Origin of the sequence: Leifsonia sp. NPDC102414, from assembly GCF_044765685.1 — a bacterium.
Classification (GTDB): domain Bacteria; phylum Actinomycetota; class Actinomycetes; order Actinomycetales; family Microbacteriaceae; genus Leifsonia.
The window spans coordinates 324,712-337,335 of the sequence record NZ_JBIWKN010000004.1 but is presented as its reverse complement, the minus strand read 5'-3'; the positions used below and the strand labels follow the sequence as shown (position 1 = coordinate 337,335).

Here is a 12,624-nt window from a genome sequence, read left to right as displayed (position 1 = left end):
GAAACCCCGGTCAGCGTCCTTCCTGGCGGCGGATCGCGCCCCGCGAGAACAGCAGGGTGCCGAGGTAGCCGATCACGAGGGCAGCGAGCACCCCGAGGTTCGCGTACGCCCAGTCGCCCGTAGCGCCTCCCAGGCCGAACGGCCCGAGCAGGTATCCCTGCCAGGTGAGCCAGTTCGCCGAGGCGTTGGTGACGAGCCCCCAGCCGATCGCCGTCCCGACGACGATGAGGGCGATGGGCAGCCAGCGGACGCTTCCGTAGCGTCCCCGCCTGTCGTAGAGGTCGGCTTCGGCGTAGTCGCGCCTGCGCAGGCTGATGTCGGCGATGAAGATTCCGCACCACGCCGCGATGGGCACGCCCAGGGTGATGAGGAAGCCCTGGAACGGTCCGAGGAAGTCGTTGGCGAAGAACACGACGTAGACCGCGCCCGCGGTCATGATCACGCCGTCGATCCCTGCCGCGACGTACCGGGGCGCCCGCAGCCCGACGCTCAAGAGCGCGAGCCCGGACGAGTAGATGTCGAGTACGGCGCCGCCGACCAGGCCGAGCACGGCGACGATCACGAACGGAACGAGGAACCAGGTCGGCAGGAGCGACGCCAGCGCGCCGATCGGGTCGGCCGCGATCGCCGTGCTCAGCTTCTCCGATGAGCCGGCCAGCAGGATCCCGAACACTAGCAGGATGACCGGAGCGAGCGACGAGCCGAACGTGGTCCAGCCGATCACGCCCGAGCTGCGCGCCGAGCGGGGCAGATACCGCGAGTAGTCTGCTGCCGCGTTGACCCAGCCCAGACCGAATCCGGTCAGCATGAAGACGAACCCGCCGACGACGTGCGGGATGTCCCCCGCAGGCAGGGCGGAGACGGCGCCGAGGTCGATGTGGCCGAGCACCAGGACGATGTAGACGACGGTGAGCACGCCGGTCACGATCGTGATCACCATCTGCATCCGCATGATGAGGTGGAATCCGATGACGCCGCCCGCGATGATCAGCGCGGCGACGACGATGAGCGCCACCACCTTCGTGGCGACGCCGCCCTCCCAGCCGAGCTGCGTGAACACGGTGGCGGTGGCGAGCACGGCGAGCGCCGTGAGCACCGTCTCCCAGCCCACAGTGAGGAGCCACGACAGCACGGACGGCACCCTGTTGCCCTCGACCCCGAACATCGCCCTGCTGAGCACCATCGTCGGCGCTGAGCCGCGCTTGCCTGCGAGCGCGATGAAACCGCAGAACAGGAACGAGATGACGATGCCGACGATCCCGACGATGGTCGCCTGCCAGAACGAGATGCCGAACCCGAGCAGGAACGACCCGTAGCTCAGCCCGAAGACGGAGACGTTCGCGCCGAACCACGGCCAGAACAGGTCGCGCGGGCGGCCCTTCCTCTCGCTCTCGTGGATGGTGTTGAGCCCGTTCAGCTCGACGCCGAGGCCGGAGGCCGGTGTCGTCGGAGTGTCCGGGGTGTCCTCGCCGGTTGTGGTCATGCACCGATCCAACGGCACGGTGGCGCGCCGCGTCAATGGCGGAGCACGGTGTCGATGCTGCGCGCGCGGCCCCGATGGTGCGGCCGGGCGCTCCATAATCGCTACCCTGATGGGGTGACTCCCTCCGCATCCCCTGTCCCAGCCCCGCAGCCCAACCACTGGGTCCTCACCTTCAGCTGCGCCGACAAGCCGGGCATCGTGCACGCCGTCAGCGGCGCGATCGTCGCCGCCAGGGGCAACATCACCGAGAGCCAGCAGTTCGCGAGCACGGATACCGGGCGCTTCTTCATGCGCCTGCAGGTCGAGTCAGCGGCCGACCGCGCCGAGTTCGAGCGCGCGCTCGCCCCCGTCGTCCAGCAGTTCGGGATGCAGCACCGCGTCGACAACGTCGGCCGGCCTCTGCGCACGCTCGTCCTCGCATCCACGGCCGCGCACTGCCTCAACGACCTGCTGTTCCGGCAGCGCGCGGGCCAGCTCCCGATCGAGATCCCGCTCGTCCTCTCCAATCACGGCACGCTGCGCGACCTCGCAGGCTTCTACGGCGTCCCGTTCGAGTCACGTCCCGTGACGGATGCGGCGAGCAAGGCCGCGTTCGAGGCGCGCGTGATCGAGGCCGTGGAGGAGCACGATATCGAGCTCGTCGTCCTGGCGCGCTACATGCAGATCATCTCCCCGGAGCTCTGCGAGCGTCTGGCCGGCCGCGCCATCAACATCCACCACTCCTTCCTTCCCGGCTTCAAGGGTGCGAACCCGTACCGTCAGGCGCACGCCCGCGGCGTGAAGCTGATCGGCGCGACGGCGCACTTCGTCACGAGCGACCTGGACGAGGGCCCGATCATCGAGCAGAACGTGGTCCGCGTCGACCACTCGCGCACCGTGCACGAGCTGGTCGCGATCGGTCAGGACGAGGAGAGCCGCACCCTCACCCAGGCGGTCAAGTGGTTCGCGGAGGACCGCGTCCTGCTCGACGGGGCGCGCACGATCATCTTCCGATAGCATCCGGTGCCATGGCCTCCGACGCCGAGAACCTGTGGGATGCATACGCCGCCGAATTCGACGACGCGGCCGACCACGGCCTCCGCGACCCCGACGTCCGGCTCGCGTGGGATGAGCTGATCTCCCCCTTCCTTCCCGCGTCGCCCGCAACCGCCGTCGACCTCGGCTGCGGGACGGGCAGTCTCGCGCTCCTCATCGCCGGGCACGGGCTCCGCGTGACCGGCCTCGACATCTCCACCCGGATGCTCGACAGAGCGCGAGCCAAGGCGGGCGCGGAGGGCATCGAGCTCGATCTGGTGCACGGAGATGCGGCAGCACCGCCGTTCGCGCCTGGCAGCTTCGACGTCGTGATCGCGCGGCACGTGCTGTGGTCGTTCGACGACCGGGATGCGGTGCTCGCGCGCTGGACGGAGCTGCTCGCCCCCGGTGGTCGTCTCCTCCTGATCGAGGGCTCGTGGTCGACGGGGGCGGGGCTGTCCGCCGCGGAGTGCAGGCGGCTCGTGCTCCGGCATCGCGCGCGGGCGGACGTCCACGATCTCGCGGCGGACTCCAGGCTCTGGGGTGGTCCGGTGGACGACGAGCGGTATCTCCTGTTCAGCGCGCAATAGAATGGCTCCCGTGACATCCACGCAGCACCCGCAGAGCGACATCAAGGTCGGGCCGAACGACGTCCTCCGATTCCTGCTGGAGCTGTTCGCGATCTTCTCGCTCGGCTTCTGGGGCTTCGTGGCGTGGCCGCTGCCCTGGAACATCGTGGTCGGCATCCTCGCACCGGCGATCGCCATCGTGCTGTGGGCGCTGTTCCGCTCTCCGCGGGCCGTGCTGCACGTCGACCCGTTCGTGAAGGCGCTCGTAGAGATCGTCGTGTTCGCCTCTGCCGCCCTCGCCTGGTGGAACCTCGGCCAGCCGATCGTCGCCGCCGTGTTCGCCGTGATCGCGACGGCGAGCGGCATCGTCAACGGGCGCAAAGAGTTCTCGTGAGCGGCCCCGTCGTCCACAACGCCCGCAAAGTGGATGCGGACGGGCTGGTCGACGAGTTCTGGCTGGTCATCGACGGCGACACCATCGTCGCAACCGGCTCCGGTACGGGCTGGCACACCGCAGCGCAGGCGGGCGGCCGCGAGGTCGTCGACGCCGGAGGACACTGGCTGACGCCCGGTTTCATCGACCTGCACTGCCACGGTGGGGGCGGTCACCCGTTCGACGACGGCCCGGAGCAGATGCTCGCCGGCCTGGCCACCCACCGAGCCCACGGCACCACGCGGTCGCTCGTCTCGCACGTCGCCAACCCGCTCGCCTCGCTCCGCGAGAGTCTCTCGGTCGTCGCCGATCTCGTTGCGAGCGACCCGCTGGTTCTCGGCTCGCATCTCGAAGGCCCGTTCCTGGCAGCAGAGCGCCGGGGAGCGCACGATGCCGCGTTCCTGCGCGAGCCTGGGCCTGAGATGGTCGAGGAGCTGATCGGCGCCGCCAGAGGAACCATGCGCGTCGCGACCATCGCCCCTGAGCTGCCGAACGCGCTGGAGTCGATCGGCGTGCTCATCGAGGCCGGCGTGGTGGTCGGCGTCGGCCACACGGCGGCCGACTACGCGCAGGCGGCTCGCGCGTTCGAGGTCGGCGCCCGGCTGCTCACCCACGCCTTCAACGCGATGAACGGCATCCACCACCGCGCGCCCGGCCCCGTCGTCGCCGCGTTCGAGAACCCAGAGGTGACGTTGGAGCTCATCCTCGACGGGCTCCACGTGCATCCGCTGGTCGCCAAGATCGCCTTCGACGAGGCGGCGGGCAGGGTCGCCCTGGTCACGGACGCGATGGCCGCGGCGGGAGCGAGCGACGGCGACTACCGGCTCGGCGGCCTCAACGTCACCGTGCGCGACGGTCTGGCCGTGCTGTCCGGCACGGAGACGATCGCCGGCTCGACCCTCACCCAGGACATCGCGCTCAAGAACGCCATCACGCTCGTCGGTCTCCCCCCTGCTCGCGCGGTCGAAGCGCTCACGCTCGCGCCGGCCAGGGTGCTCGGCGAGGACCACCGGTTCGGCCGCCTGCGCGCAGGCTACGCCGCGGACGCGGTCATCCTGGACCACGACTGGAGCGTCCGCCGCGTCATCGCGGCCGGCCGCACGATCGCGGGCGACGCGCCGGACGCCTGAGCGCGCGAGCCGAGCCCTACAGCTTCTGCCAGGCCGGCTTGTTCGCGTACGCGTACCGGTAGTAGTCGATGTTCTTCAGCCGGGAGGCGGCGGCCTCGTCGACCAGCACGGTCACGTGCGGGTGCAACTGGATGGCCGAGCCTGGGTTGCTGGCAGAGACCGGTCCCTCGACGGCTCCGGCGACCGCATCCGCCTTGCCTTCGCCGAACGCGAGCAGCAGCAGGTGGCGAGCGCGCAGGATCGTCGACAGCCCCTGGGTGATGCAGTGCATCGGCACGTCGGCCTCCGAGGCGAAGAAGCGCGCGTTGTCCTTGCGCGTCTGCTCGGTCAGGGTCTTCACCCGCGTGACGGACGCGAACGACGACCCTGGCTCGTTGAACCCGATGTGGCCGTCCGTGCCGATGCCGAGGATCTGCACATCCACCCCGCCGGACTCCGCGATCGCCTTCTCGTAGTCCGCGCCGGCGTGCTCGATGGTCTCGATGGCCCCGTTCGGCACGTGGATGAGCGACGGCGTGAGCCCGAGCGGCTCCACGACCTCGCGGCTGATCACAGCACGGTAGCTCTCCGGATGACCGGCAGGCAGCCCGACGTACTCGTCGAGCGCGTAACCGCGAACGTGCGAGACGTCGACGCCCGCCGTCTGCACCTTCGCCGCGAGCGCGCGGTACAGCGCGAGCGGCGTCGAACCTGTCGCCAGGCCGAGCACGGCGTCCGGCTTGCTGGAGATCAGATCGAGGATGCTCTGCGCAGCGAGCTCTCCCGCTGCTGCCTGATCGGGGACGACGACGATTTCAGCCACTTAGTTCTCTCCTACGAGTGCGGCGCCGAGCGCTGCGACGGGTGAATCTTCCGGGACGAGGCGCACGCGGTCCTGCAGCGAGAGCGACGCCAGGAACGACGAGCTCCTCGACCAGGATTCGAGCACTTCGTGGACGTCGCAGAGCAGGCGGTCCCCGAGGTGACTGAGGCCGCCGCCGATCACGACGGAGTCGGCGTCGACGGTCAGCACGAGAACACGCACCGCGGAAGCGATGCCCTCAGCAAGCCTAGCCTTGATCTCCCTCGCCGTCCTGTCGCCGTCGGCTGCGGCGGCGAACACCGCGCGCACCGGCAGCGCGTCGTCCGTCTTCCACTGCCTGGCGACGCCGGATCCGCTCGCGACGGTTTCAAGGCACCCTCGCTGACCGCAGGCGCACAGCGCCCCGTTCGGGTCGACAGGGATGTGACCGATCTCGCCTGCGATGCCGCCGCTCCCCCGCCAGAGCTTGCCGTCGACGACGATTCCCGCCGCCATTCCCGTGCCGAGGTTGAGGTAGGCCATCGTGCCGTCGAGGCCGAGCACGTGATACGCGCCGAGGGCCGCTGCCTTCACGTCGTTCTCGATGCGCACGCCGACGCCGAGCCGTCCGGCGAGTTCCCCGCCGAGCTCGAGCTTCTCCAGTCCGAGGTTGACCGCGTGCGCGACGTGCCCCGATGTGCTGTTCACCAGCCCGGGGATGCCGATGCCGATCGAGTCGAAGCCTGTCGCGGGCAGGCCGGTCAGCTCGCCGATCCTGGCCACCGCAGCGACGGCCGTCTCGACCACCGCCGTCGATCCGAAGCCGGTGGAGAGCCTGACCCGCTGGGCGAGGGAGCCGGACTCGTCGACGGCGACCGCGTCCGTCTTGGTCCCGCCGATGTCGATTCCCAGTCTCACGATTCGAGACCGAGCAGGTCGAGGAGGGCGCGTCCGACCAGCCGGGATGCGCCGAAGGTCGCGATGTCTGCGTACGCGCGATCGTCGCTCGGCCAGCCCATGTCGACCACGAGAACGCTGTCGCGTTCGGCACGCAGCCTGTCGATCGCATCCCTGGCGAAGGCGTGCCTGTGGTTGTCCTTGCCGATGACGAGCACAGGAGACGACGCGGCGAGCACGAGCTCCGGATGGTCGCTCTCCGTGAACACCACCGTCGGGTTCGCGGCGAACGCGGCGGCGAACTCCGACTCCGGGTCGGCGGCCACCTCGGCGAACGGCCCCCACGGCGCGACGCCGACCGCGATGTTCGCGACGGTGTCGATGCGCACGACAGAGCACGGACCTCGGTGGGCGTGCATCCACTGTGCCGCGTGCTCGGAGATGTCGAAGGTACTGATCGCGACGACGACGTCCGACGGGTCGAGCCGCCCTTCCGGTGCGTCGATCGGCACCGGGACGGCGGCCTGCTCGGCGCGGAGCTCGGCGGTCAGCGCGAGCACGCGTCCAGCTGCCTCCTCCACCCTGGATGCGGGAAGCCGGCCACCCTCGACGGCCGCGACGATCGCGTCCTCGATCTCGGTGAGCTGGTCGTCGGTGTTCTCCGTGCCGATGCAGAGCAGATCGCAGCCGGCGGCGAGCGCCAGCACGGCGGCCTCCGGGATGCCGCGCTCTCCGCTCGCACCCCGCATGTCGAGGGCGTCGCTCACGACGACGCCGCGGAAGCCGAGCTCGCCGCGAAGCAGTCCTTCGATGATCGTCGGGCTGAAAGTCGCCGGTCGTTCTGCGTCGAGCTGCGGGAGCAGGATGTGCGATGTCATGATCGTGCGGGCTCCCGCCTCGATCACAGCGCGGAACGGCCGAAGCTCTCGCTCGCGCAGCTGTTCGATGCTGAGGTCGACCTCCGGCAGCACGAGGTGCGAGTCCTGCGCCGTGTCCCCGTGACCGGGGAAGTGCTTGGCGCAGACGGCGACGCCCGCCGACTGCAGCCCGCGCGTCCACGCTGCGCTCTGCTCGGCCACCAGCGTGGGCGACGAGCCGAAGCTGCGCACGCCGATCACCGGATTGTCCGGGTTGGAGTTGATGTCGACATCCGGTGCGAAGTCGAGGTTGCAGCCGGCCCTGCGAAGCTCCCAGCCGACGCGGCGCGCGACCTGCTCGGTGTATCCCGGGTTCCCGAGGCGCCCGAGGACGGCGTTGCCTGGGTACGGCGAACCGGTCTCGTAGTAGAGCCGGGTGACGTCACCGCCCTCCTCGTCGATCGCGACCACCGCATCCGGGTTGGCGGCGTAGATCGCATCGGTGAGCTCGCGCAGCTGGGCGACGGACAGGACGTTCTGGCCGAAGATGCACACCCCGCCGAGGCCGGCGCGCAGACGGTTCTCGAGCCAGCCGGGCAGCGTCGTCCCCACGAAACCGGGAACGAGGGTCGCCGCGATCCTTCTGCGGAGATCGGCGGTCGCGATTCCCGGGTCTGCGGTGTCCTTCTGGTCGGCGATGCTGGGGCCGCTCACCCCTTCACCGCCCCGCTCACCAGGCCGCTCGTCATCCGGCCCTGCACGAAGAGGAAGAAGATGATGACGGGCACGGCGACGAGGGTGGAAGCGGCCATGACTTGGCCCCAGTCCGTTGCGCGGGACGCTGACTGCTGGATGAAGCCGCGCAGCCACAGCGGCAGCGTCTGGCTGGAGTTCTCCTGCAGGATCACGAGAGCGACTGTGAACTCGTTCCACGCTTGCAGGAACGCGTACACGCCGGACGCGACGAGCCCAGGTGCCAGCAGGGGGAACGTGATGCGCATGAACGCCTGCGTGCGGCTGAGCCCGTCGACCATCGCGGCCTCTTCGAGGTCGGCCGGGATGCCGGCGACGAAGCCGCGGAGCATCCAGATGGTGAACGGCACGACCGCGGCGATGTAGATGATGCTCACGCCGACGACCGTGTTCAGCAGGTTGAGGCTTCCCATCAGCTTGTACTGCGCGATGAAGAGGCCCTCTGCCGGGAGCATCTGGATGAGCAGCACGGCCAGCACGAACGACTTGCGCCCGCGGAACTTGAACCGGCTGATCGCGAGAGCGGCGAGGAACGCGAACAGGATGCAGAACACGACAGTGACGACGGCGATGATGACGCTCATCCCGAGCGCGGGGAAGAAGGTGCCGCCGTTGATGACCTCGCTGAAGTTGTCGAACGACCCGCCGAACGGCAGCCAGGTGGGCTTGGTGTTCTGCAGGACGACGTTCGGCAGCAGCGACGAGTTGACCATCCAGTAGACGGGGAAGACCCAGATCAGCGAGATGACGACACCGACGATGCCGAGGATCACCCGGGACGGCTTGATCTTCTGGCGGAGCTTGCGCGGCGGCTGCGGCTTCGCGTCTGCGCCGGCGATGGACGTGGCCGGGGGAAGCGTACTGGTCACGATTCGTCCTCCTTGAGCAGGTTGCGCACGTAGAACCAGCTGATCGCGATGGTCAGGATGAGCACGAAGACGCTGACGGCGCTGGCCATCGCGAAGTCGCTCGATCCGACGCCGAGCTGATAGATGTACGTGCCGAGCAGGTTGGTCTCACTGGCGATCGAGCCCTTGTCCTGGAGCAGCCGGATCTGGGTGAAGACCCGGAGGTCCCAGATGATCTGCAGCAGCAGCACGATTCCGAGCACGGGCCGGATCATCGGCAGGATGATGAAGCGGAGGCGCTGGAACCCTTTCGCGCCGTCCATCTGGGCCGCCTCCAGTACTTCGCCGGACACCTGGGTGAGACCGGCGAAGACGGAGAAGGCCACGAACGGCACGCTCATCCACACCACGATGATCATCGCGACGAAGAAGAAGGAGAGCGGGTTCTGCAGCCAGTTGTGGTTCTGGAAGTCGAGGCCCCACGACGTGAGCGTGTAGTTCACGATGCCGCGGCGCCAGTCGAACAGCCAGTTCCAGACGGTCATCGCTGCGACGACGGGCATGGCCCAGGCGAGCAGCATGGAGATCTGGATGATGATGCGCACGGCCTTGTTGACTGCGTTCATCAGCAGCGCCATCCCGACGCCGACGACGACGGTGACGGCGGCGGTGACCAGGCAGAACGCGATGGAGCGTGCGACGACGACCCACATGTACGGGTCGGAGAAGAGGGTGATGTAGTTCTCGAACCACACGAACGGCGCCGGCTGGCCGAACTGCTGGGCGAGCCCGAAGCTCTGCATCGACGTGATGAGCTGCCACACGATCGGGTAGCCGAGCGCGAGGATGAGGATCGCGACGGACGGGATGAGCAGAGCGTACGGGGTGAACTGGAACTTGCGTTTGCGGGGCGTCGGGGCGCCGGGACGCTCCGGCCGGGATGCGGCCGTCACGGCCTCCTGAGTCGTCGTCACGTCTGTCCTCCTTCCTGAGAGAGTCTGGTGGCAGGACCAGGGGGCGCGGAAGGTCTTTCCGCGCCCCCGGCCTGCTCGGTGGTGCTGTTCTTCTGGTGGTGCTACTTGCCGGACTTGACGTTCATCAGAGCGTCGAGCTTGGTGTTGTACTCCTGCGCGAGGCTCTTGAGATCGGTGGAGTCCTTGATCTTGCTGAAGAACTCCTCCATCACGTTGCCCGCCTCGACGGACGCCCAGCCGGGCGCTGCCGGGGTCAGCTTCGAGTTCGACGCCGACTCGATGAGAGCCTTCGCGAACTGGTCGTCGCCGAGCGAGGAGGTGTAGTTGCTGTTGGCAGGGCCGAGGCCGTTCTTGCCGAGCATCTCCTGGTAGTCCTTCGAGAAGATGATCTTCAGGAGGGTCTTCGACAGGCCGGGGTTCTTGGTCTTGGCCGAGATCCCGATGTTGGAGCCACCGGCGAAGACCGGGGCCGGCTTGCCGTCGTTGCCCGGGAGGACGAACGTTCCGAAGGTGTCATCGTTCCAGGTGCGGACGACCTTGCCATCCTTGGTGGATGCGTCGCCGATCGACCAGTGCGCCCATCCCGGAGCCATGATCGTCGCGGCGGCGAGCGAGGTGTCAGCGGTCTTGTTGCCGTTGGCGTCCACGGTCTGGTCGCTGTCGTTCAGGTAGATGTACTGGTTCGAGTCCTTGGCGTCGTTCGGAGCCTTGGAAGCGTTCTTGTACAGGTCCTGGAGCTGCTGGAGACCCTTGAGCGAACCCTCGGAGTCCAGCGTGGCGACCCACTTGCCGTCCTTCTTCTTCGCGATGTCCCCGCCGTTGGCGAAGACCCACGAGATGCCGTTGCGCCAGTCCTGCCCGCCGAGGTAGAAGCCGGAGAAGTCCGCGATCCCCTTCGGGTTCTTGGACGTGATGGTCGCGACGTCGGTGTTGAACTGGTCGAGCGTGGTCGGCACGGAGACTCCGGCAGCCGACCAGACGTCCTTGCGGTAGAACGCGTAGCGCGAACCGAAGTAGTACGGGAGGGTGTACTTCTTGCCGTCGACCTCACCTGCTGCCACGAAGGACTGCAGCAGGTCGTCGCCGCCGAGGTCCTTGTACATGTCGGAGATGTCGAGGAACGCGCCGACGTTGGTGAAGGTCGGCGACTGGGTGTTGCCGATCTCGGTGACGTCGGGCGTGTTGTTCGCGTCGGGGAGCGAGGTCGTCAGCTTGGTGACGATGTCTCCCCAGTCCTGCTGCTGGATGTTGAGAGTGGCGCCTGTCTCCTTCTTGAACTCGTCCTTGAGGTAGGTACGGAGTGCGTCAGGAGTGTCGGCGCCGACGAGCCACAGGGTGACCGTCTTGCCCTTGCCGTCCGTGCTCGGGGCGGTTCCTCCGCCGGAGGCGCATCCCGCGAGCACGAGAGCGGAAGCCGTAGCCACTGCGGCGAGGCCGACGAGCTTTCTCTTCATTGCTTTGTCCTTTCGTAGTGAATGGGGCTTTTCTTGGGTGGTCAGTGTGTGCGATTGCCACACCGTGGTGCTGGGGTCGGATTGGTTCATGATCGGGCGGTACTGTGTTACGAGACCCCGAGTTGTCCGGAGAGGACGAGTACGGCCGCGCCGCGCAGGACGATGTCCTGCCCGAGCGTGGTCATCCGGAGCGCGAGCGTGGCGTGGTTCTCTGCCATCGTCCTGTTCCGGAGCGTGTTGATGGTCGCCTCGGCGAGGGGGCCATCGAGCAGGTGGGTCGGGCCGCTGAGGACGATCTCCGACAGGTTGAGTGCACCGACGACCGGTGCGAGGGCGATGCCGAGCCGCTGCCCTGCCTCGCGCAGGATGGGCGTGGAGTCCGAGCCGGCGGCCTCCGCCTCGTCGATCCGCTCCTGCAGCCGCGGAACGCTGAGCCAGTGCTCGAGCACCTGGTCGCGGTTGTACGTCGTCTCGAGCCCCAGGTCGGTGCCGACCATGACCTGGCCGATCTCGCCTGCGGCGAACCGGCTGCCGTAGACGAGCGCGCCCGCGACGATGAGTCCAGCGCCGATGCCGTGCCCGACCGTGATGAGCATGAGGTCGCCCGCTGCATCCCCATAGCCGTGTTCGGCGAGGACGGCGACGTTCGCGTCGTTGGCGACGACGACAGGCAGCCCTGTGCGCTCCTGCAGGCGCTGCTGCACGCGCTCGTCGACCCAGCCGAGGTTCGGAGCGGTGAGCACCGTGCCGCTGAGGTCGACGACACCGGGCGATCCGACGCCGATGCCCAGGATGGGGGCGGTCGCCGCGGCGATGAGCGTGTCGGCCAGCTCTGCCACCTTGGCGTACGCGGCCTCGCCGGTCGCCCCATCGAGCGGGATGTCCGCCCTGCTGAAGATGCCGCCGTCGATGTCGAGCACGGCGCCGCGGAACATGGCGTGGTCGCTGAGGTCGATGCCGACGATCTGGTATGCGGTCCTGTTGATGTCCAGCAGGACCGCAGGCTTGCCAGGTCGCGCCGTCTCCCGCTGGCCGAGCTCGACGACGAGTCCCTCGGCGAGCAGCTCGGCGACGAGGTCGGAGATGGTGACGCGGGTCAGTCCGGTCTCGCGGGCGATGTCGGCCCTGCTGCGCTCCCCCGCGCGGTACAGCGTCTGAAGCACGAGCGAACGGTTGTGGCTGCGGGCGTGCTCCGGGAGCACCTTCGCACTCGGCCGCAGGGCCCTGCCAGGCGCGAATCCGCGACCGGGCTGCGACGGCTGCACGTGCGCATCCACGGCCCCAGCCGCGGTGCTGCGTTGCACGTCCGTCGCATTCATGTTTGTTAGTAAAGCTTACGAACAAAAGACGCGCAAGTCTTTAGGCGCATTTCCTGCGTTGTTTACCGAGTCGTAACACGCGCGAGCGTCTGCTGCTCCGCCGGGACGGTCC

12 protein-coding genes are annotated in these 12,624 nt (G+C 68.2%); 4 read left to right on the top strand and 8 right to left on the bottom strand.

Features of this window, described 5'->3' with window-relative positions:
- Positions 1 to 10 precede the first annotated feature (10 nt).
- Entirely contained in the window at positions 11 to 1,483 is a 1,473-nt protein-coding gene (locus tag ACIRCZ_RS16965; protein WP_402855024.1) for a purine-cytosine permease family protein, read from the bottom strand.
- A 114-nt stretch (positions 1,484 to 1,597) separates the two neighbouring features.
- Between ACIRCZ_RS16965 and purU the strand changes: the two genes are divergently transcribed.
- The 4 genes from purU to nagA are packed head-to-tail and all read left to right on the top strand — an operon-like array spanning position 1,598 to position 4,629.
- Complete coding sequence (gene purU, locus ACIRCZ_RS16960) at positions 1,598 to 2,479, top strand: formyltetrahydrofolate deformylase (protein WP_402855022.1); 882 nt, start codon at positions 1,598 to 1,600, stop codon at positions 2,477 to 2,479.
- Between the two features lie 11 nt (positions 2,480 to 2,490).
- Positions 2,491 to 3,087 carry a class I SAM-dependent methyltransferase gene (locus tag ACIRCZ_RS16955; RefSeq protein ID WP_055894980.1) on the top strand — a complete coding sequence of 199 codons (597 nt, stop codon included), beginning with the start codon at positions 2,491 to 2,493 and terminating at the stop codon, positions 3,085 to 3,087.
- A gap of 1 nt (position 3,088) precedes the next feature.
- Positions 3,089 to 3,460 (top strand): YrdB family protein, encoded by a 372-nt coding sequence (locus ACIRCZ_RS16950; protein ID WP_055894978.1) that lies wholly within the window; start codon positions 3,089 to 3,091, stop codon positions 3,458 to 3,460.
- Complete coding sequence (gene nagA / locus ACIRCZ_RS16945) at positions 3,457 to 4,629, top strand: N-acetylglucosamine-6-phosphate deacetylase (protein WP_402855019.1); 1,173 nt, start codon at positions 3,457 to 3,459, stop codon at positions 4,627 to 4,629. The genes ACIRCZ_RS16950 and nagA overlap by 4 nt, the downstream gene beginning before the upstream one ends.
- A gap of 16 nt (positions 4,630 to 4,645) precedes the next feature.
- Here the strand turns inward: nagA and nagB are convergent, their stop codons facing one another.
- The 7 genes from nagB to ACIRCZ_RS16910 all read right to left on the bottom strand — a co-directional run bounded on the left by nagB (position 4,646) and on the right by ACIRCZ_RS16910 (position 12,512).
- Positions 4,646 to 5,431, bottom strand: coding sequence for a glucosamine-6-phosphate deaminase (gene nagB / locus ACIRCZ_RS16940; protein WP_055894973.1), 786 nt, complete (start codon positions 5,429 to 5,431; stop codon positions 4,646 to 4,648).
- On the bottom strand, positions 5,432 to 6,328 hold the full coding sequence (locus tag ACIRCZ_RS16935; RefSeq protein ID WP_402855016.1) for an ROK family protein: 897 nt from the start codon (positions 6,326 to 6,328) through the stop codon (positions 5,432 to 5,434).
- A complete protein-coding gene (locus tag ACIRCZ_RS16930; protein WP_402855014.1) occupies positions 6,325 to 7,878 on the bottom strand; it encodes a glycoside hydrolase family 3 protein in 1,554 nt (517 codons plus the stop codon). Before ACIRCZ_RS16930 ends, ACIRCZ_RS16935 begins: the two co-directional genes overlap by 4 nt.
- Positions 7,875 to 8,789 (bottom strand): carbohydrate ABC transporter permease, encoded by a 915-nt coding sequence (locus tag ACIRCZ_RS16925; protein ID WP_402855098.1) that lies wholly within the window; start codon positions 8,787 to 8,789, stop codon positions 7,875 to 7,877. The genes ACIRCZ_RS16930 and ACIRCZ_RS16925 overlap by 4 nt, the downstream gene beginning before the upstream one ends.
- On the bottom strand, positions 8,783 to 9,739 hold the full coding sequence (locus tag ACIRCZ_RS16920; RefSeq protein ID WP_055894967.1) for a carbohydrate ABC transporter permease: 957 nt from the start codon (positions 9,737 to 9,739) through the stop codon (positions 8,783 to 8,785). Before ACIRCZ_RS16920 ends, ACIRCZ_RS16925 begins: the two co-directional genes overlap by 7 nt.
- 101 nt (positions 9,740 to 9,840) lie before the next feature.
- Positions 9,841 to 11,193: an extracellular solute-binding protein gene (locus tag ACIRCZ_RS16915; RefSeq protein WP_055894965.1), complete on the bottom strand. Its 1,353-nt coding sequence runs from the start codon at positions 11,191 to 11,193 to the stop codon at positions 9,841 to 9,843.
- Positions 11,194 to 11,300: 107 nt separating this feature from the next.
- A complete protein-coding gene (locus ACIRCZ_RS16910) occupies positions 11,301 to 12,512 on the bottom strand; it encodes an ROK family transcriptional regulator (RefSeq protein WP_402855011.1) in 1,212 nt (403 codons plus the stop codon).
- Between the last annotated feature and the right edge of the window lie 112 nt (positions 12,513 to 12,624).